The sequence below is a fragment of the Nocardioides sp. YIM B13467 genome, assembly GCF_042788075.1.
In the GTDB taxonomy this organism is placed as follows: Bacteria; Actinomycetota; Actinomycetes; order Propionibacteriales; family Nocardioidaceae; genus Nocardioides.
In genome coordinates this window covers 832202-856522 of record NZ_JBHZPJ010000046.1, presented here as the reverse complement: position 1 = coordinate 856522, position 24321 = coordinate 832202, and the positions used below count along the sequence as shown (strand labels likewise).

At 69.0% G+C, this 24321-nt stretch carries 23 protein-coding genes and 1 pseudogene; 11 read left to right on the top strand and 13 right to left on the bottom strand.

Translation table 11 applies throughout. From position 1 onward, the window contains the following. Positions 1–6 precede the first annotated feature (6 nt). From ACFX43_RS11240 to ACFX43_RS11230, 3 genes are read left to right on the top strand one after another with little or no spacing between them, the layout of a single operon-like run. Positions 7–1407: an ethanolamine ammonia-lyase subunit EutB gene (locus ACFX43_RS11240; RefSeq protein ID WP_378820675.1), complete on the top strand. Its 1401-nt coding sequence runs from the start codon at positions 7–9 to the stop codon at positions 1405–1407. After that, complete coding sequence (gene eutC, locus ACFX43_RS11235) at positions 1404–2162, top strand: ethanolamine ammonia-lyase subunit EutC (RefSeq protein WP_378820673.1); 759 nt, start codon at positions 1404–1406, stop codon at positions 2160–2162. The genes ACFX43_RS11240 and eutC overlap by 4 nt, the downstream gene beginning before the upstream one ends. 40 nt (positions 2163–2202) lie before the next feature. After that, positions 2203–3732 (top strand): amino acid permease, encoded by a 1530-nt coding sequence (locus tag ACFX43_RS11230; protein WP_378820670.1) that lies wholly within the window; start codon positions 2203–2205, stop codon positions 3730–3732. 16 nt (positions 3733–3748) lie between these two features. Here ACFX43_RS11230 and ACFX43_RS11225 read toward each other — a convergent pair whose 3' ends face one another. Genes ACFX43_RS11225 through ACFX43_RS11215 form a run of 3 tightly spaced genes read right to left on the bottom strand, consistent with a single transcriptional unit; the run spans position 3749 to position 7469 of the window. Further along, entirely contained in the window at positions 3749–4690 is a 942-nt protein-coding gene (locus ACFX43_RS11225) for an alpha/beta hydrolase (RefSeq protein ID WP_378820668.1), read from the bottom strand. Positions 4691–4702: 12 nt separating this feature from the next. Then, on the bottom strand, positions 4703–6118 hold the full coding sequence (locus ACFX43_RS11220) for a hypothetical protein (RefSeq protein WP_378820666.1): 1416 nt from the start codon (positions 6116–6118) through the stop codon (positions 4703–4705). Between the two features lies 1 nt (position 6119). After that, on the bottom strand, positions 6120–7469 hold the full coding sequence (locus ACFX43_RS11215; RefSeq protein WP_378820663.1) for a hypothetical protein: 1350 nt from the start codon (positions 7467–7469) through the stop codon (positions 6120–6122). A gap of 316 nt (positions 7470–7785) precedes the next feature. Between ACFX43_RS11215 and ACFX43_RS11210 the strand changes: the two genes are divergently transcribed. Genes ACFX43_RS11210 through ACFX43_RS11200 form a run of 3 tightly spaced genes read left to right on the top strand, consistent with a single transcriptional unit; the run spans position 7786 to position 11964 of the window. Next, a complete protein-coding gene (locus tag ACFX43_RS11210; protein ID WP_378820660.1) occupies positions 7786–9171 on the top strand; it encodes a condensation domain-containing protein in 1386 nt (461 codons plus the stop codon). After that, positions 9168–10610, top strand: coding sequence for a condensation domain-containing protein (locus tag ACFX43_RS11205; protein WP_378820657.1), 1443 nt, complete (start codon positions 9168–9170; stop codon positions 10608–10610). The genes ACFX43_RS11210 and ACFX43_RS11205 overlap by 4 nt, the downstream gene beginning before the upstream one ends. Beyond that, positions 10591–11964: a condensation domain-containing protein gene (locus ACFX43_RS11200; protein WP_378820654.1), complete on the top strand. Its 1374-nt coding sequence runs from the start codon at positions 10591–10593 to the stop codon at positions 11962–11964. Before ACFX43_RS11205 ends, ACFX43_RS11200 begins: the two co-directional genes overlap by 20 nt. Before the next feature lie 12 nt (positions 11965–11976). Here the strand turns inward: ACFX43_RS11200 and ACFX43_RS11195 are convergent, their stop codons facing one another. The 9 genes from ACFX43_RS11195 to ACFX43_RS11155 form a co-directional block, all read right to left on the bottom strand. Next, complete coding sequence (locus ACFX43_RS11195; RefSeq protein ID WP_378820651.1) at positions 11977–12924, bottom strand: ATP-binding cassette domain-containing protein; 948 nt, start codon at positions 12922–12924, stop codon at positions 11977–11979. Between the two features lies 1 nt (position 12925). Next, positions 12926–13735 carry an ABC transporter permease gene (locus ACFX43_RS11190; RefSeq protein ID WP_378820648.1) on the bottom strand — a complete coding sequence of 270 codons (810 nt, stop codon included), beginning with the start codon at positions 13733–13735 and terminating at the stop codon, positions 12926–12928. Next, positions 13728–14075 (bottom strand): ABC-2 family transporter protein, encoded by a 348-nt coding sequence (locus ACFX43_RS11185; RefSeq protein ID WP_378820647.1) that lies wholly within the window; start codon positions 14073–14075, stop codon positions 13728–13730. The genes ACFX43_RS11190 and ACFX43_RS11185 overlap by 8 nt, the downstream gene beginning before the upstream one ends. Positions 14076–14096: 21 nt before the next feature. Further along, a complete protein-coding gene (locus ACFX43_RS11180; RefSeq protein ID WP_378820643.1) occupies positions 14097–15332 on the bottom strand; it encodes an acyl-CoA dehydrogenase family protein in 1236 nt (411 codons plus the stop codon). Between the two features lie 64 nt (positions 15333–15396). Continuing rightward, positions 15397–15609, bottom strand: a complete 213-nt coding sequence (locus ACFX43_RS11175) for an acyl-CoA dehydrogenase family protein (protein ID WP_378820640.1) — start codon at positions 15607–15609, stop codon at positions 15397–15399. Next, a complete protein-coding gene (locus ACFX43_RS11170) occupies positions 15606–16436 on the bottom strand; it encodes a fumarylacetoacetate hydrolase family protein (RefSeq protein WP_378820637.1) in 831 nt (276 codons plus the stop codon). The genes ACFX43_RS11175 and ACFX43_RS11170 overlap by 4 nt, the downstream gene beginning before the upstream one ends. A 28-nt stretch (positions 16437–16464) precedes the next feature. Continuing rightward, positions 16465–17952 (bottom strand): CoA-acylating methylmalonate-semialdehyde dehydrogenase, encoded by a 1488-nt coding sequence (locus tag ACFX43_RS11165; protein WP_378820634.1) that lies wholly within the window; start codon positions 17950–17952, stop codon positions 16465–16467. Between the two features lie 105 nt (positions 17953–18057). Next, positions 18058–18633 carry a nuclear transport factor 2 family protein gene (locus tag ACFX43_RS11160; RefSeq protein WP_378820632.1) on the bottom strand — a complete coding sequence of 192 codons (576 nt, stop codon included), beginning with the start codon at positions 18631–18633 and terminating at the stop codon, positions 18058–18060. Positions 18634–18698: 65 nt separating this feature from the next. Then, positions 18699–19223: a DoxX family protein gene (locus tag ACFX43_RS11155; RefSeq protein WP_378820629.1), complete on the bottom strand. Its 525-nt coding sequence runs from the start codon at positions 19221–19223 to the stop codon at positions 18699–18701. Positions 19224–19568: 345 nt separating this feature from the next. Here ACFX43_RS11155 and ACFX43_RS11150 point away from each other — a divergent pair, with 345 nt between their 5' ends. From ACFX43_RS11150 to ACFX43_RS11130, 5 genes and pseudogenes are all read left to right on the top strand, one after another. Further along, complete coding sequence (locus ACFX43_RS11150; protein WP_378820627.1) at positions 19569–20072, top strand: flavin reductase family protein; 504 nt, start codon at positions 19569–19571, stop codon at positions 20070–20072. Positions 20073–20125: 53 nt separating this feature from the next. Then, positions 20126–20497, top strand: coding sequence for an alcohol dehydrogenase catalytic domain-containing protein (locus ACFX43_RS11145; RefSeq protein WP_378820625.1), 372 nt, complete (start codon positions 20126–20128; stop codon positions 20495–20497). Next, positions 20475–21242, top strand: coding sequence for a zinc-binding dehydrogenase (locus tag ACFX43_RS11140; RefSeq protein ID WP_378840842.1), 768 nt, complete (start codon positions 20475–20477; stop codon positions 21240–21242). Before ACFX43_RS11145 ends, ACFX43_RS11140 begins: the two co-directional genes overlap by 23 nt. Then, entirely contained in the window at positions 21242–21916 is a 675-nt protein-coding gene (locus tag ACFX43_RS11135; protein WP_378820623.1) for an MBL fold metallo-hydrolase, read from the top strand. Before ACFX43_RS11140 ends, ACFX43_RS11135 begins: the two co-directional genes overlap by 1 nt. Before the next feature lie 486 nt (positions 21917–22402). Further along, positions 22403–22702 (top strand): annotated as a pseudogene (locus ACFX43_RS11130) (putative quinol monooxygenase). A 109-nt stretch (positions 22703–22811) separates the two neighbouring features. Here ACFX43_RS11130 and glnA read toward each other — a convergent pair. After that, positions 22812–24233: a type I glutamate--ammonia ligase gene (glnA, locus tag ACFX43_RS11125; RefSeq protein ID WP_160022394.1), complete on the bottom strand. Its 1422-nt coding sequence runs from the start codon at positions 24231–24233 to the stop codon at positions 22812–22814. Positions 24234–24321 lie beyond the last annotated feature (88 nt).

Sequence of the window (24321 nt, the reverse complement as noted above, 5' to 3'; positions counted from 1 at the left end):
GATCTCATGCGATACCGGCAGAGTCTCCACGGGCACGGCTTCGAGTTCGACGGTCTGGTGGAGGTGCTGGCGAGGGCGACGCCGCTGCGCTCCGGCGACGTTCTGGCCGGATGCGCCGCGCGGTCCGACACCGAGCGGGTCGCGGCGAGGATGGTGCTCGCCGACCTGCCGCTGAGCGTCTTCCTCGAGGAGCAGGTGGTTCCGGCCGAGTCCGACGACGTCACCCGGCTGATCCTGGAGACGCACGACAAGGACGCGTTCGCGCAGGTCAGCGGGTTGACCGTGGGGGCTCTCCGGGAGTGGCTGCTCGCCGCCGCCGCGCGGCGTGACACCGCCGCGCTGACCGCCGTCGCGCCGGGCCTGACCCCCGAGATGGTGGCGGCGGTCTCCAAGATCATGCGCAACCAGGACCTGATCGCGGTGGCGGCGGCGACCGAGGTGGTGACCGGCTTCCGCACGACGATGGGGCTGCGGGGGCGGCTGGCGACCCGGCTGCAGCCCAACCATCCCACCGACGACCCGGGCGCCATCGCGGCCTCGATCCTGGACGGTCTGCTCCTGGGGTCCGGGGACGCGCTGATCGGCATCAACCCGGCCTCCGACAACCCGCGTACGGTCGCGGACCTGCTCCGGCTCGTCGATGACGTACGCCTCCGCTACGAGATCCCGACGCAGAGCTGTGTCCTGACCCACGTCACGACCACGATCGACCTGATCGAGGCGGGGCTGCCGGTCGATCTGCCGTTCCAGTCGATCGGCGGCACCCAGGGCGCGAACGAGGGCTTCGGGGCGACCCTGGCGATGCTGGCGGAGGCCGACGAGGCGGCCCGGTCGCTGGCGCGCGGCACCGTGGGGAACGAGGTGATGTACTTCGAGACTGGCCAGGGCTCGGCGCTCTCCACCGGTGCCCACCTCGGCAGCGGCGGCAGGCCGGTCGACCAGCAGACCCTGGAGGCCAGGGCGTACGGCGTGGCGCGGGCGTTCAGGCCGTTCCTGGTCAACACGGTGGTCGGCTTCATCGGACCCGAGTACCTCTACGACGGCAAGCAGATCATCCGCGCCGGGCTGGAGGACCACTTCTGCGGCAAGGTGCTGGGCGTGCCGATGGGCGTCGACGTCTGCTACACCAACCATGCCGAGGCCGACTCCGACGACATGGACAACCTGCTCACCCTGCTCGGCGTCGCCGGATGCACGTACGTCATGGCCGTCCCGGGTGCCGACGACGTCATGCTCGGCTACCAGTCGACCTCCTTCCACGACGCCCTCTACGCCCGCCAGGTCCTCGGCAAACGCCCCGCGCCGGAGCTCGAGGAGTGGCTGGCCTCGGCAGGCCTGCTCGACCCGGACGGTTCCGTACGCGACATCGACCCGGCCGCGACGGTGCTGAAGGAGCTGGCCCAGTGAGCGAGTTCTGGGAGGGGCTGCGCCGGGCCACGCCGGCACGGATCGGTCTCGGTCGGGCCGGCAACTCGGTCCCGACCGCCGAGGTCCTCTCCTTCGGTGCCGCCCATGCCGCCGCTCGCGACGCCGTCCATCTCCCGCTCGACGTCGAAGCGCTCCTCGACGCGCTCGACGGCCTGGGGCTGGGTACGCCACGGGTGGTCGCCTCCGCGGCACCGGACCGGGCCACCTACCTGACCCGGCCGGACCTCGGCCGGGTGCCCGGCGCCGACCTGGAGCTCGGACCGGGTGGGGCCGAGATCGCGGTCGTCGTCGCCGACGGCCTCTCCGCCGAGGCGGTGGCGAAGCACGCGGTGCCGCTCCTGGAGCATCTGGTTCCGCTCCTCGACAGCGCCACGACCCTCGCCGCGCCGGTGGTCGCAACCCAGGCCCGGGTGGCGCTGGGCGACCACATCGGCCGCGCGCTGGGTGCGCGGCTGGCCCTGGTGCTGATCGGGGAGCGGCCGGGTCTCTCCTCCAGCGACTCGCTGGGCGCCTACCTCACCTGGGACCCACGGCCGGGCGTCCTCGACTCGGCCCGCAACTGCGTCTCCAACATCCGTCCACCCCACGGTCTGGACCATGCGACCGCCGCACGCACCATCGCGAGCCTGGTCGCCGGGGCCCGGGCGCTCGGCGCGACCGGGGTGGCGCTCAAGGACGGATCTTTCACAGCGCCGTTACCTGGCGCGTCCACGACCGCCACGGACCTTTTCTAGCCTCAGGCACATCCACCCCCACGAAATCCGGAGGCGTGCCATGTCCGAGGCACCTGAAACCGTCGAGACGACCCAGCTCGACGACGAAGCACATCTCGCCCGTCTCGGCTACAAGCAGGAGCTGTCCCGCACCTGGTCGGGGTTCTCGAACTTCGCCATCTCGTTCTCGATCATCTCGATCCTGGCCGGATGCTTCACCACGTTCGGCCAGGCCTGGAACAACGGCGGACCGGTGGCCATCTCGTGGGGCTGGCCGATCATCGCAGGCCTCATCCTGATCATCGGGTTCACCATGTCCGAGCTGGTCTCGGCGTACCCGACCTCGGGCGGCATCTACTGGTGGGCGGCCAAGCTCGGCGGTCCGGCGGCCGGCTTCTTCACCGGGTGGCTCAACCTGATCGGCCTGCTCGCGGTCACCGCGAGCGTCGCGTACGGCGCCGCCACCTTCCTCGACCTCACCCTCTCGACACTGAGCGAGAGCTGGGCCGAGGGCTACTCCCTGGGCCGGGTCTACCTGATCTTCCTGGCCATCCTGGTGCTGGCCGCGCTCGCCAACATCTACTCCAGCCACCTGCTGGCCGTCATCAACAACATCTCCGTGTGGTGGCACGTCGCCGGCGCCGCGATCGTGGTCCTGGTGCTCGTCATCGTCCCGGACGACCATCAGAGCTTCGCCTACGTCTTCACCGAGCGGATCAACAACTCCGGCTACTCCGACGCGAAGTACTGGTTCCTGGTGCTCCCGCTCGGGTTCCTGCTGACGCAGTACACGATCACCGGGTTCGACGCCTCCGCCCACCTCTCCGAGGAGACCCAGGGCGCCGCCGACGGCGCCGCGAAGGGCATCTGGCGTTCGATCTTCTACTCCGCGGTCGGCGGGTACGTCCTGCTGCTGGCCTTCCTCTTCGCGGTCCAGGACCCCGAGGGCGTGAGCGCGGGCGGCGGCGCGGTCGACGTGATCTTCGGCCAGGCGCTGCCCACCTCCTGGCACTTCGTGGTGCTGCTGATCTCCACCGCCGGCCAGCTCTTCTGCGCGACCGCCTGTCTCACCAGCGCGTCCCGGATGACGTACGCCTTCGCCCGCGACGGGGCGGTGCCCGGCTCGTCGCTGTGGGCGAAGGTCAGCCCGACCAGGAAGGTCCCGGTGAACGCGGTGCTCTTGGTGGCGGTCGTCGGCGCGGTCATCACGCTTCCCGCGCTGTGGGGCGTCGGCGGCATCCCGCTGGCCTTCTACGCGATCACCTCGGTCGCGGTGATCGGCCTCTACCTGGCCTTCGCCATCCCGATCTTTCTGCGCTGGCGGGCCGGGGACTCCTTCGAGACCGGGCAGTGGACACTCGGCCGGCACTACAAGTGGCTCAACCTGGTCGCCGTCGCCGAGATCGCGATCATCTCGGTCTACTTCATCCTGCCGTTCGTGCCGTCCGGCTGGATCACCAGCGACGACTTCTCCTGGGCGTCGGTCAACTACGCGCCGATCCTCACGGTCGGCTCGCTGGTCGTCCTCGGCCTGTGGTGGAGGCTGTCCGCGCACAGGTGGTTCAAGGGCCCGAAGACGACCCTCGACTGACCCGGTTCAGCCGGGCTCAGACGCCGTACGCCGCCAGCCACCGCTCGATCTCGGCGTACGCCTGCTTGCGGACCTCGGGGCGCGACAGGATCACGTCGTGCTTCGCCCCGGGGACCGCGATGTAGGTGACGTGGCTGCCGATGGCGGTCGACCAGCGGCGGATCTGACGCACGTCGAGCACGATGTCGGTCGAGTGCACGAGCTCGCCCATCGCCTTCGGCTTGCTGGAGCGGTCGGAGGAGAGGACCAGCACCGGAGCCTTCACGTTCAGACCGCGGTGGAGCCGGGCGTGGCCGTCGCGGATCGCCTTGAGCCAGCCGAGCCGGATCGGGTAGGAGCCGACCGGCTTGAGGCCGAGGTCGAACTCCCACTCGCCGTCGTGCTCGACGTGGAGCGACATGGTGTAGAAGCCGCTCACATCGCGGCCGAGCTCACGCATCGGGGCCCGGTGGCCGACCCGGCGCACCACCGGGCTGGCGACCGAGCGCAGCAGGAACGAGCCCTGCAGGTCGAGCCACGGCGAGTTGAGCACCATCCCGGCCAGCGCGTCGGGCTGGCGGTCGTCGGCCCACAGCGAGACCGTGAGGCCGCCGGTGGAGTGGGCGCTGAGCATGATGTGCGAGTGGCCGTCGCGCTCGGTGATCCGCTCCCAGGCGGCGTCGATCTCGTCGAAGTACTCGACGAGGTCACCGACGTACGTCCCCGACTGGTGCTCCCGCAGCGAGCGACCGTACTTGCGCAGGTCCAGGCCGTAGAAGTCGTAGCCGCGGGCGGTCCACCACTCGGCGTACTCCTTCTGGAAGAAGTAGTCGGAGAAGCCGTGGACGTAGAGGACGGCGCCCTTGGCGTCGCCGTCGGCGGGACGCTTGACCAGCGTGGCCACGACCGTGCCCTCGAAGTCGTCCGCGAGGTCGATGGTCTCCACGGTGTAGGGCTCACCGAGTACGTCGATCGTCATGACCGCATCCTCTCACCAGAACGTTGGATTCAGGCCCCAGCGTCCGTAGACGGTGGTCACGATCTCCTTCAGCCTCACCGAGTCGGGGACCGCGTCGGGGTCGAGTGCGCGGATGCTGAAGGTGCAGGTCTCGCCGGCCTCGCACCACCACGACGTCACCCCGCCGCGCATCCGGCGCAGCTCGGCGCGGGTCGCGCCGAGCGCGAGGGCGCGGAAGACGATCGAGTCGGCGGCGACGCCGAACGGCGCCACGAAGTCGGGGTCGGGCCGGCCCAGGTTGGAGGCGAGACCGAGCGGCGTGACGACTCCCTTGAGCAGCGGCTTGGCGAGCCTGTCCGGGATCATCTGGGCCAGCGGCGCGATGTGGGCGATCGGGTCGGGGCGGGTGCCCTTGAAGAGCGCGGAGAACTCCCTCTTCGACCGCTCCCGGATGTGAGCCAGGTCGGTGACCCTGCCCACGCCGTCGCGCAGCTCGGTCTCGACCGCGATCGAGACGCCCGAGGTGGCGTTGGAGCGCAGGTCGCCCTCGCCGCGTAGCGAGACGGGCAGCGACATCTTGACCGGCTCGCCGGGGCGTACGATCCCGGCCTCGAGGAGCACCTCGACCGAGATCGCGACCTGCAGCGCGTTGGAGGTGCCACCGGCCCGCTCCGCGGCCGCGTTCCACTCCTCGACGGGGCAGTCGGCAGAGGCGTTGGCGACCTCGTGGACGATGTCGTCGTCGGGCTGCGGAGCCGGCACCGGCCGCTTCTCGGAGGACTGCGCCTCCAGCACGGGGAGCTTCCCGGCCCTCCGGGCTTCCCGCAGGCCGCGAACGGCGGCGCGTGCCATCGTGCGCGCGTCGCGCCAGTCGTCCTTGCGGGTGACCTCCAGCTCCGCGTCGGGGGCGGGGAGCCGCGGCAGGTGCTGGCGGCGTACGGCCGCGATCACGGCACCGAGCTTCATCCCGCCGTCGCAGACGATATGGGAGGCGTTGTAGGCCACGACGGTGTCGCCGTCGGTGGTGTAGGCCATGAAGAACGCCCACAGCGGACCCTTCACCGGGTCGAACGGCACCTCGTCGGCGGTGGTGTCGAGCCAGCCCACCACCTGCTCGGGCTTGATCCGGTCGGGGTGCAAGCGGACCGGCTCGGCGGTCGTCGCCGGCACCCAGCGGGAGCGCGCGCCGAGGACCTTGGGGCGTACGACGAGGCGGTTGAGCGGGCCCCTGGCCAGCTCGTCGACCAGGTCCTGGACCGCCTCGACCGGGATCTCGGTGGGGAACCGCCAAGCGGTCTGGCCCACGACCGGGACGCCGATCACGGTCGCGGAGCGGAGGAAGACCTCGTCGTCGTACGTCAGCCGGTTGGTGCGCTCGGGAGCGAACGGTGCCGGGCGGGCGCCGAGGCTCGCGGGCGGCAGCGAGGGCGGCATCTCGGGCTCGGGCACGTCACCACACCTCGGCGGTCAGACCCCACGAGCCGAGCTCCTCGACGACCAGCTTCTTCAGGAAGTCCAGGTCGGGCACGCGGTCGGGCTCGGCGGCGACCAGGTTGAGCGTCGTACGCGGTCCCGACTGGATCAGCCAGGAGATGATCCCGCCGCCGACGTCGTAGGCGTCCTGGGCGGTCGCGTTCTGGTAGCCGGCGAGGCCGGCCACGAGGCGTACGTCATCACCCATCGCGTAGCGGTAGTCGTCGGGGAGCTGGGGAAGGTTGGAGGCCATGCACGCCGCGGCCGGCGGCTGCGGGAGCTTGTCGAGCACGGCGTCGGGCAGCATCTGCATCATCGCCAGCGGCACCGGGACCAGCCCCGGTCCGGCCTGGCCGAGGCGGATGTAGGCCGCCTTGGAGAGCTTCTTGATCTCGGCGAGATCGCGCTTGTCGAGCACCTCGCGGGGCACCTCGACCATGGCCACGCGCGTCGAGTTGGAGCGTACGTCCCCCGGCTGGAAGTCGCTCATCGGCAGCGAGACCGGGACGTCGCCGCGGTCGACCGGCACGTGGTCGATGCGGACGAGCAGGTCGGCGACGACGTTGATGAACCAGGCGTTGGTCGAGCCGCCGTGCTCGGCGGCGATCTTCGTCATCGTCTCGGTGTCGAACTCGGAGATCATCCGCGGCATCCGCCAGGCCTCGGGCGTCGGGTTCGGGATGGCCTCCGGGTAGACGCGGGGCGCCTTGGTCGCCAGGGCCGCGGTGCCGTCCTTCTTCGCCTGACGGCGTGCCTTGGTCCAGTCGCGGACGGCTCGCCACTGCGCGCGACTGTCGGCGGCCTCGGCACGGAGGCGGTCCCAGCCCTTGGCGGGCGCGGGCGGCAGCCGCAGCGGCTCGCTGCGGGAGGCCCGGGACACGGCGTCGAGGACGGAGCCGCCGTCGCCGACCGCGTGGGCGAGCAGCATCGAGACCACCGAGGTGCCGTCGTCGAGGTTGATCGCGGTGAGCCGGTAGGTCAGGCCCTCGTGGGGGTCGAGGTGGTCGCTGTGACGCTCCTGGAGCCAGTCGGTGATCTCGGCGACGGGGAGGATCTCCTCGTAGAGCTCGATCGACTCGCGGTCCGCGTTGGTCCACAGGTCGCGGGCTCCGGGGAACCTCGCCCGGTGCAGCTTCCGCGAGAGCCCGCCCTCGGCCAGGCCGGCCGCGATGTAGCGCAGCCGGTCGGCGTCGTAGGGGCTGTTGAGCCGCCAGATCCACTGGTTGGCGATCGGACTTCCGAGCCCGCGATGACGGCGGGCGAAGAGGTCGTCGGCGAACTGCAGGCGGCCGGAGTTGTCGATCGGTGCACGGGTGGCAGCGGGCATGGGGGAGTCCTCGAGATAGGGCGGGCGGCCGGGTAAAGACGTATGGGTAGCGCGCGCAGAGGGAGGAGTCAAGCGGAGTTTGATACGTCATGTAAACCCCCGGGGGCAATAAAAGTGTGTGGGAATTGCCACGTCAGGGGGTGGTCGAATTTGAGTGCACACCTGTGTGCACAATAGGCCGCGACGTGGGACGACATCGCTGTCGTCCCAGGCGGGTCGCCTTCTCGGGCTACGGCGTTCTTGAGGTTCGTTCGGGTCCCCGAGATGGCGTTTTGCCGCAATGAGCCCCCCACCTCAGAGAGGAACTCCACCTCCGATGGAGTACACCGAGCTGTCCGCGTACGACGTACCCCCGGGCGAGGTGACCGCGTGGATCCCCACCGCGGAGCCGAGCGCCTGGGTCGACGACGACCGCAGACTGTCCCACAACCACGAGCTGCACCTCGACACCGCCGAGGCGGGCTCCTGGATCGGCTCGATCATGCGGTTGCACGGGCAGCTCGACACCGAGGCGCTCGGCCTCGCGCTCCAGGCCTGGATCGGACGTCACGAGGCGCTGCGCGGCACCGTCGAGGAGACGCCGGCCGGCCGTCGGCGCCGTGCGGTCGCTGCCGCCGACGTGTCGGTGACCACCACCGTTCTCGGCCGGTTCGACGGCGAGGACGCCCGGGGCTGCGTCTCGGACTTCCTCGCCGATCACATCGACCCCTCGGCCTGGCCCTACGTCGTCTTCGCGACCGTGGCCGACGCCGACGGCTTCACCCTGGTCTTCGGTGCCGACCACGGCGTCATGGACGCCTACTCCCAGCTGCTCTGGTTCGAGGAGATCGCCTCGCTCTACGAGCGGGCGCTGGCCGGCGAGCCGTTCGCGGACCTGGCCGCGGCCACGACCGGCAGCCACGTCGACCACGCCGCCGAAGAGTGGCTCACCGGCGAGGCGATGTCGCTGGAGAGCGAGTCGGTGCGGGTCTGGCGCGACTGGCTGACCGGTCCTGACGGCACTCTGCGGTTCGCGGACTTCCCGGTCACGGGCATCACCGACGTACCCGCCTCGGCGGAGCCGCTGCCGCAGGCCAGCCTGTCGCAGTGGCTCGGCGACCCCCGCCAGGCCCGGGTCCTGGGCGAGCTGTGCAAGGCCACCGGCGTCTCCTTCCAGGCAGGGATGATGGGCGCGATGGCGTACGTCCTGCGGGCTCAGCACGGCGTGGAGCGGATGCGTTTCGTGGCGCCCATGCACACCCGCTACACCGCCGAGCACGCCGCCGCGGTCGGCTGGTACGTCGGCCTCGTCCCGATCACCCTCGACATCACCGGTGCGGCCACGCTGCCCGAGGTCGCCGGCCGCGTCCAGGCCGCGCTCGCCGCGGCGAAGCCGCTGGTCCCGCAGCCGTTCGCACGGGTCGCCGACCTTCTCGGTGTCGACGACGCTCCGCACTTTGTGGTGACCTTCGTCGACACCCGCTTCATCTCCGGGGCCGAGCACTGGAAGCAGTGGGACGCCCGTACGCTGCGGGCCCCCGTCCGCGCCGACGACGAGGTCTACCTGTGGCTCGTGCGTGACCGGGACGGTCTCAACGTTTCGACGCGCTACCCCGAGACGGTCGCCGCCGAACGGGTCGTGCGCGACCTGATCAGCGGGATGAGCGGGCTGTTGGAGGAGATCGCGCAGCCCGAGACCGCCGAGCTGGAGGGCACGGCATGAGGATCGGGGCGCTCGCGGAGCTCGCTCCGGCGCCCGGCCGGGTGATCGTGCTGCGCCCGACGCCGGAGTGCCGAGCGGTGGCCGATGCCGCGCCGGTCTCTCCTGGAGCCCCCTCCTTCCTGCAGGCCGACCATCTCAACGCCTACCGCGCCAAGGTCGCCTCCGGCGGCGTGCACCGGGCCTGGACCGGGACCTGCGGCGAGTTCGACGTCGCCTTCGACGAGGCGGCCTACATCGAGGCGTTGACCTCGTTCGTCGGCCGCCACGAGGGGCTGCGCACCTGGTTCGACCTCTCCGGCGCCAGGCCGGTGCGACACCTCGTGCCAGCCGACGCGATCGCCTTCGAGGCCGTCGAGGTCGCGGCGCCCTCCGACTGGGCCGTTGGATGGCAGGACCTGCTCGTCGGCCTGTGGGACGAGCAGTGCCGCCCCGACTCCTGGACACCGTTCCTGCTCGGCGCGATCGTGCGCGAGGAGGGCTTCACCTACTTCTGGGGCTGCGACCACGCCTTCACGGACGGCGCCTCGCAGCTGATGGTCCCGGCCGAGCTCGGCGCCGCCTATGCCGCGGCCCTGGGAGCCCCGTCGCCGGAGCTGCCGGAAGCCGACAGCTTCGTGACGTACGCAGCCGCCGAGCAGCAGCTCGCCGCCGGGTGCGACGCGGAGACACCGGCGGTGCGAGAGTGGGTCGACATCGTCTCGCGTCACGGCGGCCGGCTGCCACGGTTCCCGGTCGACCTCGGGCTGGCCCCGGGTGAGACCGCGCCGGTCCGGATCCGAACCTGGACCGCACTCGAGGGTGAGGCGGTGGACGCGCTCGAGGAGGTCTGCCGTGCCGCCGGCGGCCGGTTCACCAGCGGCGTCTTCGCGCTCCTGGCCCATGTCGAGCAGCGCCTGACCGGCAGCTCGGACTACCTCGGGATCACCGTGCTGGGCACCCGGTCGCAGCAGACCGCGATGTCCCACGGATGGTTCTGCAACTTCGCCCCCGTCTCGATGGCGCTGGGGGAGACCTTCCCCGAGACCGTGCTCGCGGCGGAGAAGGCCTTCGGCACCGCCCGCGAGCTGGCCCGCACCCCGGTCCACGTGGCGCTGGGTGCGATGGTCGCCGGCGGGGTGCTCGCGCCGACCGAGCTGGCCAGCCCGCAGATGGTCTCCTACCTCGACGTACGCAAGTTCCCCGGTGCCGGAACCACCCCGTTCGACACCGGTCTGCACTTCACCGGCGAGGGCCGCACCGCCAACGCGAGCCTGTGGGTCAACCGCTTCGCCGACCGCTTCGAGCTGGCCACCCAGAGCCCCGACACCGAGCAGGGTGGACGGGCGGTGGCGACCTACTTCGAGGCTCTCCACGACGTGATCGCCGACCTCGGCCTGCCGGTGCGCCCTGTCGATGCCGACCAGATCATCGGAACCGAACATGCTGGTCACGACCGCTGACCTCTGGGAGCCCCGGCCGGGCACGCTGCTTCGCTGGGACCTCTCCGCCCCCGACCACGGCGCGCCCGCCGAGCTCTCGCTCAACCAGCGCAACCACCTCGCCGGCGCGATGGCCGGAGCGCCGACCGTCTGGCTGGCCGCCGCCTTCGACGTCGACGGGCCCATCGAGCCGGTCGCGCTCTCCCGCACCTGGCGCGCCTTCCTCGCCCGCCACGGCAGCCTGCAGCTCGAGGTCGTCGCCGGGTCCGAGGGGCTCCAGGCCCGCCGGCACCACCCCGGCACCCTGACCTGGTCGGTGACCTCCGTCGGCCACACCAGCACCGTCGAGGAGACCCGCGCCGCTCTGCACGCCGCCCTCGACGAGCGGTGCGGGCCGTTCGCCTACCCGGCCTTCCTGCCGGCCGCGATCTCCCGCCCCGACCGCTCCACGATCGTCCTCGGCATGGACCACCTGCACTGCGACGCCCACTCGGTCGCCGTCGCGGTCGAGGAGCTGGCCCACCTCTACGCCACCTTCACCGAGGGCGGCGACGAGCCGTCGCTGCCGCCGGTGAGGTCGTTCCTCGAAGCCGTCGAGCAGGGAGCCGACGGCCCAGCCTGGGTCGCCGCCGACAATCCCCTGCTGCGCGGCTGGGGTGAGTTCCTCGGCGGCCTCGGCCACCGGCTGCCGACCTTCCCGCTGCCGCTCGGCCTCGAGCCGGGAGAGCGGGCCGCCCAGGCCACCGCCGTTGCCCCGCTGGCCGACGCCGGCCTGATGGATCGCATCGGCGTCCGCGCCCGCAACAGCGGCGCCTCGACGTACGCCGCCGTGCTCGCGGCCCTCGCCACCGCGATCTCCGACCTCGGCGGCGGTGACCGGCTGGACACGATGGCGCCGGTCTCCACCCGCTCCGCGGAACCGCTGACCCGCTCGATCGGCTGGTACACCACCACCGTCCCGCTCACCGTGCCGGCCTCGCTCACCGATCTGGGCCTGGCCGAGGCCGGCGACGCGGTCCGTCATGGCGTACGCCTCGGGTCGGTGCCGCTCGACCAGGTCCTCGGCTCGCTCACCGAGCCGCTGGTGCAGACCCGCAACGACGTCTTCGTCGTCTCCTGGGTCGACTACCGCCACGTCCCCGGCGGCTCGGCCCACCTCGACCGCGACGCGCAGCACATCTCCGCCTCGACCCTGGCCGACGACGTACAGATCTGGTTCTCCCGCACCCACACCGGCCTCGCCGTCCGCGTCCGCTACCCCGACACCGTGGTGGCGGCAGCGTCCGTCGACTCCCTCCTGGACCGTCTGCGCCAGACACTCGCCGAGCTCTCCCACCAGCCCGACGACCTCGCCGTCCTGCGCGTCGAGCCCTGAGTCCCGCCAGGGTCAGCGCGAGTAGAGCTGCCGGATGACGTCCTCGATGTCGGGCTCGTGGATGGACAGGTCGGCGACGTCGTACGCAGCGGCGACCTGCGCGACCAGCGGGGCGGCGGAGGCGCCGGCGGGGAAGGAGAGCCACTGGCGGGGGCCCTCGACCTTCACGACCCGAGCGCCCTCGATGGCGATGGGGGAGGCCTCGTCGACGAGGTCGACCACGAGGGTGCGGGAGGCGTCGCCGTTGGCTCGCAACGACGGCAGGGGGCCGTCGAAGACGGCGGTGCCGTGGTCGATGACGATGACCCGGTCGCACAGCGCCTCGATGTCCTGCAGGTCGTGCGTGGTGAGCATCAGGGTCGTCCCACGCTCGTGGTTGAGGGCGCGCAGGAACTCCCGCAAGCGCCCTTTGGAGATGACGTCGAGACCGATCGTCGGCTCGTCGAGATAGAGGATCTCGGGGTCGTGGAGCAGCGCCGCGGCGATGTCGCCACGCATTCGCTGTCCCAGGCTCAGCTGCCGCACCGGGGTGTCCAACAGGTCGCCGAGGTCGAGCAGCGCGACGTGGTCCTCGAGGTTGCGGCGGAAGGTCTTGTCGGGGATCCGGTAGATCCGCCGCAGCAGCTCGAACGAGTCGCGCAGCGGCAGGTCCCACCACAGCGACGTACGCTGCCCGAAGACCACCCCGATCCGCCGGGCCAGCTCCCGGCGCTGGCGGGAGGGCTCCAGGCCCGCCACCCGCGCCGACCCGCCGGAGGGCACCAGGATCCCGGTGAGCATCTTGATCGTGGTCGACTTCCCGGCGCCGTTGGGGCCGATGTAGCCGACCATCTCGCCGGCGTCGATCTCGAAGGAGAGGTCGTGGACGGCGTGCTTGACCACCGACGTACGCCTCAAACGACCCGCCTTCTTGCGGATCGTGAACTCTCGGGACAGGTCCCGCACCTCGATCAGTGCCACATCAGCTCCCGGTGGATCGATAACGACGAAGCCCCTGACGCCACACCAGCGTGGTCACGCCGACCAGCGCCAGCGCGGCCAGGGGTGAGGCGAAGCGGAACCAGTCCGGTGCCCCGAACGGGTCGTGGAGGCCGAGCAGGAACAGGCACGGATACCAGTTCACGAACGCCAGCGGCAGCAGGTAGGTCAGTGACCGGACGACCTCGCGCGGGAAGATCGTCATCGGGTACTGCATGATCGTGTTGCCGCCGTAGGTGAAGGCGTTGGCGAACTCCGAGGCGTCCGTGGTCCAGAACTGGATCGTCGAGAAGGTCACGAACACGCAGAAGTAGATGACCACGCCCGAGACGAGCGCCACCACGAGCACCAGCAGGCGCTGTGGGGTCCAGTCCACGATCGGCGCCGCCCACGCGAACACCGCGATGCCCTGGGCGATCTGGCCGAGCCGGCGCAGCTCGAACCGGTCGGCACACAGCTGCACCAGCACCGGGACCGGCTTGGTCATCATCGCGTCGAGATCGCCGCTGCGTACCTTCTGACCGATCTTCTCAACGCTCCCGACCAGCATGTCGGCGACCCGGAACGCGATCGAGGTGACCCCGTAGAGCAGGGCGATCTCGCGCAGCGTGAAGCCGCCGTAGGTGTCGATGTGGCTGAACATCAGCCAGATCGCCACGAAGTCGAGGAAGGTGATGAGTACGCCACCGACCGTCATCGTCCAGAACGAGACCGGATAGGCCATCGCCGCCCGGATCCACAGCGCCGCGATGAGCCAGTAGGCGCGCACCGCGTGAGCAACGTGCTCAACCACCCTGGACCACCACCTTGCGGGTCGCCGCGCGCAGCACGAGCGCGCACGTCGCCAGCAGGACGACCGCCCACACGACCTGCAGCCCGATCGCGGCGAGCATGTCGAGCCCGGTGTGACGGCCCAGCCAGATGTCGGCCGGGGTCTGGATGTAGGAGGCGAACGGCAGCGCCAGCGCGACTTGGCGCAGGCCGTCGGGGAAGAGGTTGAGCGGCAGCGTCAGCCCGCTGAAGAAGGTGGCCAGCACGCTCAGCAGGACCCGCGGACCGGTCGCGTCCAGGAGCCAGAACGCGCCGGCGGCGAAGAGGAACCGGACCGCGAAGCTGANTTGTTCCCCCCCCACCACTGGTGCCTGCTTTGGAGGTCAGAACGCCTGGCTGACCTGCGGCTCGATCCCCAGCAGTGCGCGGGCGTAGATCTCACGCGACAGGTCGGAGTTGATGTAGCCGTGACGGCTGGCGGTCTCGAGGTCCCTCCAGATGCGGTTGATCGGATTCGCCTGTGCGAAGCTGCCGGCACCGCCGATGTTGAGGAGCAGGTCGACTGCCTCACGCAGACGGGTGGCCGCGACGGCGATGTCCATTCGGACCCGCGCTCGGCCGAGATCAGCGGGGAACTCGCCGGCGCGGCCCCAGGCGTCGATGTCGTCAGCAGCACGGAACGCGTGCAGCTTGGCCGTGTCGATGAGCGACGTCGCGTCAGCGAAGTTGAGTTGGTACGAGGGCGCGTCGATCGAGCGCTGGTAGGTGGAGTAGGCGATCGGCTTCCCCTTGGCAAGGGTCTCGCGAGTGCGCTCGAGCGCTGCTTGGGCGATGCCGAGCTGCGGGCCGAGGATGGCCAGGGTCAGGGCGGTGACTGGGGGTGCCTGGTACTCGACTTCCTCCGGGTGCTCCGAGGCGTGCTGGCCGACCGAGAGGCCGAGCATGGAGATGATGCGGTGGTCGGGCACGAAGATCTCGTCCCCGACGGCCGTGTTGGACCCGGTTCCCTGCATGCCGGCGACGTACCAGGTGTCCTCGATCGTGAGGTCGCTGTAGGGCACGAGAAGAAGACCGAGGTCGACCATCTGCCCGTTCTCGTCGTTGATCGGCGCGGCGAGCACGGTCCACTGAGCGTTGTAGCACCCGGAGTTCCACATCCACCGGCCGGAGACGACGTGACCGCCCTCGACCTTGCGGCTGGTCGCAGACGGGGTGAGAACACCGGCCACGGCGGCGTCCGGGGCCTCTCCCCACACGTCCATCTGGGCGCGATCGGAGAACAGGGAGGTGCTGAAGGCGCCGCCGCCAAGGATCATCGTGACCCACGCGGCAGAGCTGCATCCCCGGGCGAGTTCGGAAGTGACGGCGATGTAGGTGCGCATGTCGGCCTGGTGTCCGCCGAAGCGTCGCGGCACAGTGAGCTTGAACATGCCGGCGTCTCGCAGGGCCTGCTCGACTTCGGGAACGAGCCGTCGGGCCTTCTCGGTCGCGTCGGCGTGCTCCGCGAGGAGAGGCACCAGGCTCCGCGCGCGCTCGATGAGCGCCTCGTGCCCGGCGCTCACGTCGGAACTGGTCGTTCGGGTCGGTGTGTAGGTGGGATGCTCTTCGGTGGTGGTCATTGTGGTTCCCTTCTCTACTGATGACTGATCGAGTTGGATATATGCGTTGAGGGTTTGCTGACGGTCAGCCCGTGAGTTCTCGGCCGCGGATCTGACGCGCGATGACCCACTGGTGGACCTCGTTGGCTCCTTCGTAGATCTCGCCGATCTTGGAGTCGCGGTAGATCGCCTCGACGGGGACGGCGAGCGCGGCGCCGCGGAGCTTCGCCATCGCCGCCTCGGGTTCGGGAAACGCCGCTCCGCCGTCGAGACCAGCACCAGGGGATGGGCGGGTCAAAGCTCTGCCCTCGTCACGATCCGGTTCCGGAGGACTCCGACACCTTCGACCTCGACCTCGACGACATCGCCGGCGTAGAGGAACTCCTGAGGTGTGCGTCCGACGCCGACACCGCCGGGCGTGCCGGTGGCGATGACGTCGCCAGGGAGCAGCGTGACGGTGTCGGTGATGTAGCGGATGATGTCCGCCACGCTGTGGATGAGGTCGCGGGTGTTGCCGGCCTGCTTCTCCACCCCGTTGACCCGTGTGCGGACCTCGAGGTTCGTCGGGTCGATCTCGTCCGGCGTCACCAGGGCCGGGCCGATGGGGCCGCTGCGATCAGGGTTCTTGCCGAGGGTGAACTGGGTTGTGGCGATCTGCTTCTTGCGCGCGCTCAGATCGTTGAAGGCGGTGTACCCGAGAACGTGGTCGAGGGCGTCTTGGCCCGCAGCGAAGACCTCGTCCTTGATGACTGCTGCGAGCTCGACTTCCCAGTCCAGGCCCTCGTTGAGCGGCTGTGGGACCGGCGCTCCGTTGACGACCAGCGACTGTTGCCAGCGACCGAAGATCATCGGCACCGTTGGCAGGTCTAATCCAGCGACGTCCTTTGATTCCCCCGCGTGGGAGTGGTAGTTGATGCCCACGCAGAAGATCCGAGCAGTGAGCGGCACGAACGGAACCTGTGTGAGCTTGGCCAGGTCGAGGGGCGAACGGTCGCTCTGGCGGGCCATCGCTGCGGCGGGGTCGCGGTAGAAATTGTCAGCGGTGCCGAGCGGCACCACCTTGTCCAGATGGGTCAGCGCGCCGAGGTGACGCACACCTTGGTGGTCGTATCCGATGATGCGCATTTGGTCTCCCTGTTCGTGGGGGTCGATGTCAGTTCGGCCGGAAGCCGAAGTCCATGCCGGCGACCGTGTCGTCCCACCGGCTGGTGACGTACTTCGGCTGGGTGTAGAAGGTCCACGACGCGTTGGTCAGACCGGTGTCGCCGAACCGCGACCGCTTCCATCCGGCGACGGCGTAGGTGGAGACCGGGACTGGGATCGGGACGTTGATGCCGACCATCCCGGCGCTCGCCTCCCGTTGGAATCGGTGGGCCGCGTTGCCCGAGCGGGTGAAGATCGACGCTCCGTTGCCGTACTCGTGAGTGCGGATCAGCTCCAGGGCCTCGTCCAGGGTGTCCACGCGCACCACAGCGAGGACCGGTCCGAAGACCTCCGTACGGTAGAGTTCAGAGTCGGGAGCAACCTGGTCCAGCAGGACGGGGCCGACGAAGTGACCGCCTGGGTGTCCGCCGACCTCGATTCGGCTCCGGTCGACAACCGGCACAGCGCCGGCGTCGACAGCGCCGCTGACCAGGTGTCGGATCCGGTCCCGGGCGACCCGGCTGACTACGGGACCGACCTCCGTTGCGGGATCAGTGCCAGGGCCGACCCGGATGCCCTCGGTCCGTTGCTTCAGCGCCGCCACCAGGTCATCGGCGATGTCGCCGACTGCTACCGCTACCGAGATCGCCATGCACCTCTGCCCCGCCGCTCCGAACGCCGCAGAGGAGATCGCGTCGGCCGCCGACTCGATCGGGGCATCCGGCATCACGACCAGATGGTTCTTGGCTCCACCGAACGCTTGTGCCCGCTTGCCGGCTTCGGCGGCGCGCCGGTAGATCGAGTGCGCGATCGGGGTGGAGCCGACGAAAGACACAGCGGCGACGTCGGGGTGGTCGACCAAGGCCTCGACGCACTCCCGCTGACCGTTGACGATGGTGAAGATGCCGTCGGGGATTCCGGCTTCCTGGGCGAGCTCGGCGATCCGAAGCGCCGGGCCAGGATCCTGCTCGCTGGGTTTGAGGACGAAGGCGTTGCCGGCCGCGATCGCCACCGAGGCCATCATCAGCGGGATCATCACCGGGAAGTTGAACGGGGTGATTCCGACGACGACGCCGAGAGGATGCAGGGTGGAGTACGTGTCGATGTTGCGACCGGTCTGCTCCGACATCTCGCCCTTCATCAGGCCTGGCACGCCGCAGGCGAGCTCGACGGCGTCAAGACCGCGAGTGACCTCACCGCGCGCGTCATCGAGGGTCTTGCCGTGCTGAGTGGTGATCATGGCCGCGAGTTCGTCGATGTGATCACGCACGAGTTCGCGGAAGGCGTAGAGTGCCTGTGCGCGGCGTGCTGCGGGGAGTGCGGCCCAGCCGGCGGCCGCGCCGAGGGCAGCGTCGACGGCGATCTTCACGGTGGCGTCGTCGGCCAAGGTCACCTCGGCGACCTGCTCCCCGGTCGCTGGGTCCTCGACCGGCAGCTTCGGCGCGGCGGCATCGAGATAGGGTCGTCCGTTGATCCAGTGCGGAATAGTGGCGTGCAAGGTTCTCTTCCTCGTCATGCAGAGTGGCGTGGGCGTTCGAATTCGGGAGGCTGGTGTAGCTCGCTGCCGGCTGGCGCTCGCGGGCGACGGGCCGGCAGGGTCGCTTCACGCTGAGGGTGCGTGCTTTCCGACCGTCTGGTCGAAGAGTTCGACAACGGCGTCATCCGGGATGCTGTCGTGGTCGAGAACACCGTCACGTTCGCGCCAGGTCTCATAGGCGATCTCGCGTGCGATCTTGCCGTCGCGCATCTGGAAGCAGTGGACGAGCCGAACGCTGAGCTTGGTCCCGATCGGGAACCGCAGGTTCGGCATCTTGTCGCCGACGACGGTCACGTGGGCGATCTGGTCGTCGAAGACGAACTGCTCCGTCGCGAACCTGCGCAAGGCGATGGTCTTGTCGTAGACCAACGTCTTGAAGATGTCCAAGTAGGCGGCGCGGACGTCCGCGGGGTCGGTGTAGACCATTCCCCGCGACGGCGCCTCCCATGTGATGTCGTCGGTGTAGAGGGCGATCGCCTTGTCGACGTCGTCCGGGTTCTCGTTGTGGAAGTGCGCCTCGACGGCGGCGAGGTTCCGGGCGATCACCTCTTCACGAGTCAGTTCGGCGTCGGTGCGCCGGTCGGCGGCGAGCTCGTCGGCAAGGGCGTTGGCCGAGACCTGAGGGTCGGTGGTCTGAGTCATCGAGTTCTCCTGAGTTGAGTGGAAGGGAACGGGTCGGTCATAAGGGGGTTGGGTGTGCCGAGTCCTCATGAGGACTCGGCGGCCGTCCGCGTACGGCTCCGAAGCAGAGTCGGCGTCGCCGCGACGGCCGCCGCGACGAGGACGCCCAGCCCGATCAGGGCTGCGTTCGTCGCGCTCGGGTTGTACCAGGGAGAGCTGAGGACGCGGTCCAACGAGTAGGAGCCTGCGCCAGCGAAGCCGATCGATGCGCTGACTACGGCAAGTACATACGGGTACTCGCCGCCACCGGTGGCGTTCCAGAAGCTTCCGGACACCCTCTGCATCGAGGCGCCGGCCACGATCATCGTGCCGACACAGACCGCGGCGCCGAGCGGAGTCGCTAGGCCGGTCAAGACCAGCACGCCTCCCGTGGACTCACAGGCCACGGCGACCAGCACCATCGCCCGTGCCGGCCGCTGACCGAGCTTGTCGAAGATGGCTGTCGCGCCGTCGATGCCAGGCCCCGAGAACCAGCCCAACGACTTCTGAGCTGCATGTGCGACGAGCAACGAGCCGATCAGAACCCTGAGGATCAGCAGTCCCAGGTCCATGACGCCTCCTTGGTTTGAGGTAGGGAAGTGACCCCCGAATGAGACGGCGGTCACAGCAGGTGATGGACAGACTGCGCCCTGGACCGTCTGCGGTTCTTGCTGCCTCGGTACGAATGCGAGGCCCCGGGTTGGACGGAGAAGGCAATCGGATGAGATCCCTGACAGAAGCCGTCAAGCGATGCCGGGCGATTGCACGCATCCACCAATCGCCCGCCCCACCCTGTGACGCAGCGCACAAGCGAGGGTGAGGTGTGACCGTCTTCACTAGGCATCTCACCGGAACCAGGAGGAGCAATGCTGCTGCAAGCGGAACGAGAGGCATCCCCGAGGATGGATCCTTCACACATGCGTCATGTGCTCGGCCACGTGCCGACATCGGTTGCCGTCGTGACCACGACCGAGGGCGACCAGCCGGTCGGGTGCACCATCGGGAGCCTGGTCTCGGTATCGCTCGAGCCACCGCTGATCGCCTTCTTCGCGATGGAGAGCTCTTCGACCATGAAGGCACTCAGCGACGCGGGCTCGTTTGCTGTGAACGTGCTCGCCCACGACCAGCAGTGGGTGTGCGATGTCTTCGCCCGCCGGCAGGGCGACCGCTTTCGGAAGGTCGAATGGGATCCCGGACGCCGCGGAAACCCGCGGATCCGCAAGTCCCTGGCGATCCTCGACTGTGAGCTTGAGTCCGTGACCCCAGCGGGAGATCACCAGATGATCCTGGGGCGCGTACTGGACCTGGCCGTCGAGCGCCCTCAGTGCGAGCCATTGGTGTTCGCCCGCGGCGCTCTGCGCACTCTGTCCGGTGCGAACAGCGCCACGCGCCACCCGCTGCTGACCTGGCTCGGCGACTGATCAGCCCTGTCTCGATCCCATCCTCCGTTTGTTCCCAGCCAAGGAGAACTGCTGTGCCCCAGACCGTCCGCGCCGTCATCGCCCGTTCGAAGGGAGCTCCGGTCGAGATCGTGAACATCAATGTCCCTGACCCGGGTCCCGGCGAGGTGGTCGTGCAGGTGATGACCTGCGGGGTGTGCCACACCGACCTCCACTACCGTGAGGGCGGCATCAACGACGAGTTTCCGTTCCTGCTGGGGCACGAGGCCGCCGGTGTGGTGGAGTCGGTCGGCCCGGATGTGAGCCGCGTCGCGCCGGGCGACTTCGTGGTGCTCAACTGGCGTGCGATCTGCGGTGAGTGTCGTGCCTGCCAGCCGGGGCGATGCGCACTACTGCTTCGCCACGCACAACGCCGAGCAGAAGATGACGCTTGCAGATGGCCCTGATGCCGGCGCCGAGCTCAGCCCCGCGCTCGGGATCGGCGCCTTCGCGGAGAAGACCTTGGTGGCGGCGGGCCAGTGCACCAAGGTCGACGCCGATGCGCGTCCTGCCGCGGTCGGCCTCCTCGGCTGTGGCGTCATGGCCGGCATCGGCGCCGCCATCAATACCGGCGCCGTCACCCGCGGCCGGAGCATTGCGGTCATCGGCTGCGGTGGTGTGGGTGTCGCCGCCATCGCCGGCGCCGCCCTCGCTGGCGCAAGCCCGATCATCGCGGTCGACATCGAGGCCAGGAAGCTGGCCAAGGCCAAGGAGATGGGGGCGACCCACACTGTCGACTCCTCGCAGGTCGACCCGGTCGAGGAGATCAAGCGGATCTGCGCGGAGACTTACGACGGCGCCGATGGCGCCGACGTGGTGGTCGATGCAGCGGGCCGGCCGGAGACGTGGAAGCAGGCGTTCTACGCTCGTGATCTGGCCGGCACGGTGGTCCTGGTCGGCGTCCCGACGCCGGACATGAAGGTACCGGACATCCCGCTGATCGACGTGTTCGGTCGCGGCGGAGCGCTGAAGTCCAGCTGGTACGGCGATTGCCTGCCCAGCCGCGACTTCCCGATGCTGGTCGACCTCTATCGCCAGGGACGGCTCGACCTCGACGCGTTCGTGACCGAGGAGATCGGCCTCGGAGACATCGAGGCCGCCTTCGACATGATGCACAACGGCGACGTGCTGCGGTCCGTGGTGGTCCTCTGATGGCCGGTGACGTCCAGGTCGACCACGCGGTCACGGCTGGCACCTTCTCCCTCGACGGTGAGACCTTCGACGTCGACAACAACATCTGGGTGATCGGAGACGACGACGAGTGCGTCATCGTCGACGCACCGCATTCGGTCGACGACATCCTCGCCGTCGTGGGGGAGCGCACGGTCAAAGCCATCGTGTGCACCCACGCCCACGACGACCACGTCCGCGTTGCACCGGCACTTCGGAAGCGGCTCGTGGCGCCCATCATGTTGCATCCCGACGACAGGCCGCTGTGGGAGCTCACGCACGGCAACATCGACGATTCCGACCCCACGCGGTGGGATGTCGACCTGGCAGACCAGATGACGATCTCGGTGGGAGGGACCAGCCTCCATGTCCTCCACACACCTGGTCACGCCCCCGGAGCGGTGTGCCTGCATGCACCCGACCTGGGTTGCGTGTTCACCGGTGACACCCTCTTCCACGGCGGTCCCGGGGCGACCGGGCGTTCCTACAGCGACCGAAGAACCCTCGAGGAATCGATCCTCCGCCGGCTCCTCAGCCTTCCCCACGACACCGTGGTGCATCCCGGGCACGGCGCGGACACCACCATCGCCGCCGAACGCTATCGCCTCCTCGCCCGACGCCGGACCCGTCTGCCTGGCGAAGAAGCCGCCCCGTAGTCGGGTTGTGACGACATGCGTTCCACGCCGGGCCCCAGCTCACACCTACCAAGGCGCAGGACTCGATGGCGCGTTGGGTGGATGGCGTCGACGCTCGATGCTGCGACCACCATTGCCGGTGGTGAGGCCTTCGGTCGACGCGGACGCCGGTGATCCGTTGACGTCGAGCGCGGGACTCCCTGTCGATCGCGGCCGCTCCGCTGCGATTGTGGCGTGCGTGGTCGCCTGGACGTTGCTGATCCTTGTCGACCTGTGGGTGGTGATCGACGCGCTTACGTCGCATAGCGGTGCCGCAGATTCTGACCAGGACCCTGGCCCGCACTCTCGCCCACCTCGCCGGTCTGCTGGCCACATCGCCCTATTTTGCGGGGCGACTGCTTGCGGGTGACGTCGGACACATGAGTTTGTATGGTGGTCGTGGGGTACTGCCACTCGCTGGCCGTCAGGCCGAAGCTGTGCACCTTCAGAGACGAAGGAGTCCAACCCATGCTGACCAAAGCTTTGCTCGTGCGCCTCGAGGCCTAGCCTGGCAAGGAGAAGGAACTCGCAGGGTTCCTCACCGGAGCGCGGTCGATCGTGGTGGAAGAGCCGGGCACCATCGCCTGGTTCGCCATCCAGTTCGGCCCATCGACCTTCGGCGTGTACGACGTGTTCCCGAACGACGAAGCCCGAGACGCGCACCTCGCCGGCGGTGTCGGCCAGGCGCTCGGGCCCAACACCGGCGTTCTCTTCTCCGAGCCGCAGATCGAGAAGATCGACATACTCGCTGACAAGTTCCCGGGCTGACGCGGCGTTCCAAACCCAGAACTCCCTCGGATGACTGACGTCATCCGAGGGAGTTCTGGGTTTCAGAGTCCGACTCGCTGCAGGTCAGCAGGTCACCGAAACCCAGGATTTAGATGTCGTAGTAGAGCTCGAACTCGTGCGGGTGCGGGCGGAGCTGGATCGGGAGGATCTCGTCGTTGGTCTTGTAGTCGATCCAGGTCTCGATCAGGTCGGGGGTGAAGACGTCGCCCACGGTGAGGAAGTCGTGGTCGCTCTCCAGAGCCGACAGGACGGCACCGAGGGAGGTCGGCACCTGGTTGATCTCGGCCATCTCGTCCGGCGGAAGCTCGTAGATGTCCTTGTCGATCGGAGCCGGCGGCTCGATCTTGTTCTGGATACCGTCGATGCCGGCGAGGAGCAGGGCCGAGAAGGCGAGGTACGGGTTCGAGGACGGGTCCGGGAACCGGGTCTCGACGCGCTTGGCCTTCGGGTTGGTGCCGGTGATCGGGATGCGGACCGCGGCGGAGCGGTTGCGCGAGGAGTAGACCAGCGAGATCGGAGCCTCGAAGCCCGGGACCAGGCGGTGGAAGGAGTTCACGGTCGGGTTGGTGAACGCCAGCACCGACGGGGCGTGCTTCAGGATGCCGCCGATGTACCAGCGGGCCATGTCGGAGAGGCCGCCGTAGCCGGTCTCGTCGTAGAACAGCGGCTCGCCGGCGTTCCAGATCGACTGGTGGACGTGCATGCCCGAGCCGTTGTCACCGAAGACGGGCTTCGGCATGAAGGTGACCGTCTTGCCGGCCTCCCAGGCGGTGTTCTTGACGATGTACTTGAACTTCATGACATCGTCGGCAGCCTTGAGCAGCGTGTCGAACTTGTAGTTGATCTCCGCCTGGCCGGCGGTGCCGACCTCGTGGTGGGCGCGCTCGACGAGCAGGCCGGAGGCCTCGAGGTTCTTGACCATCGTGTCGCGCAGGTCGGCGAAGTGGTCGGTGGGGGAGACCGGGAAGTAGCCGCCCTTGTAGCGCGTCTTGTAGCCCAGGTTGTCCGAGCCGTCGGGGTTCTTGTCGGCACCCGAGTTCCACCAGGCCTCGACGGAGTCGATCTTGTAGAACGACTCGCCCTCGGAGGTGTTGTAGGCGACCTTGTCGAAGATGAAGAACTCCGCCTCGGGAGCGAAGAACGCGGTGTCACCGATGCCGGTCGAGGCGAGGTACGCCAGGGCCTTGCGCGCGATGTTGCGCGGGTCGCGAGAGTAGGCCTCCCCGGTGATCGGGTCGTGCACGAAGTACATCAGCGCGAGGGTCTTCGCGGCGCGGAACGGGTCGATGTACGCAGTCGTGACGTCCGGGTAGAGCGCCATGTCGGACTCGTTGATCGTCTGGAAACCACGGATCGACGAACCGTCGAAGGCCATCGGCTCCAGGTTGAACGACGACACGGGCACCGTGAAGTGCTGCTGGACGCCAGGCAGGTCGACGAAACGGATGTCGACGAACTCGACCCCCTCGTCAGAGATGAACTTCAAGAGTTCGTCGTCAGTGCTGAACATCAATCCTCCTTGGCTCACCCGGTCGGGCAGAGCCAGATAGGTCTCTCGCGATCGAGGCCGGACCCTCATGGATCCGACCGTGCCACGC

Excerpts from the sequence above, each read along its gene's own strand:
- ACFX43_RS11240 (WP_378820675.1), top strand. The coding sequence starts at position 7 with ATGCGATACCGGCAGAGTCTCCACGGGCACGGCTTCGAGTTCGACGGT.
- ACFX43_RS11230 (WP_378820670.1), top strand. The coding sequence starts at position 2,203 with ATGTCCGAGGCACCTGAAACCGTCGAGACGACCCAGCTCGACGACGAA.
- ACFX43_RS11225 (WP_378820668.1), bottom strand. The coding sequence starts at position 4,690 with ATGACGATCGACGTACTCGGTGAGCCCTACACCGTGGAGACCATCGAC.
- ACFX43_RS11215 (WP_378820663.1), bottom strand. The coding sequence starts at position 7,469 with ATGCCCGCTGCCACCCGTGCACCGATCGACAACTCCGGCCGCCTGCAG.
- ACFX43_RS11210 (WP_378820660.1), top strand. The coding sequence starts at position 7,786 with ATGGAGTACACCGAGCTGTCCGCGTACGACGTACCCCCGGGCGAGGTG.
- ACFX43_RS11205 (WP_378820657.1), top strand. The coding sequence starts at position 9,168 with ATGAGGATCGGGGCGCTCGCGGAGCTCGCTCCGGCGCCCGGCCGGGTG.
- ACFX43_RS11200 (WP_378820654.1), top strand. The coding sequence starts at position 10,591 with ATGCTGGTCACGACCGCTGACCTCTGGGAGCCCCGGCCGGGCACGCTG.
- ACFX43_RS11180 (WP_378820643.1), bottom strand. The coding sequence starts at position 15,332 with ATGACCACCACCGAAGAGCATCCCACCTACACACCGACCCGAACGACC.
- ACFX43_RS11170 (WP_378820637.1), bottom strand. The coding sequence starts at position 16,436 with ATGCGCATCATCGGATACGACCACCAAGGTGTGCGTCACCTCGGCGCG.
- ACFX43_RS11160 (WP_378820632.1), bottom strand. The coding sequence starts at position 18,633 with ATGACTCAGACCACCGACCCTCAGGTCTCGGCCAACGCCCTTGCCGAC.
- ACFX43_RS11155 (WP_378820629.1), bottom strand. The coding sequence starts at position 19,223 with ATGGACCTGGGACTGCTGATCCTCAGGGTTCTGATCGGCTCGTTGCTC.
- ACFX43_RS11150 (WP_378820627.1), top strand. The coding sequence starts at position 19,569 with ATGCGTCATGTGCTCGGCCACGTGCCGACATCGGTTGCCGTCGTGACC.
- ACFX43_RS11140 (WP_378840842.1), top strand. The coding sequence starts at position 20,475 with ATGACGCTTGCAGATGGCCCTGATGCCGGCGCCGAGCTCAGCCCCGCG.
- ACFX43_RS11135 (WP_378820623.1), top strand. The coding sequence starts at position 21,242 with ATGGCCGGTGACGTCCAGGTCGACCACGCGGTCACGGCTGGCACCTTC.
- glnA (WP_160022394.1), bottom strand. The coding sequence starts at position 24,233 with ATGTTCAGCACTGACGACGAACTCTTGAAGTTCATCTCTGACGAGGGG.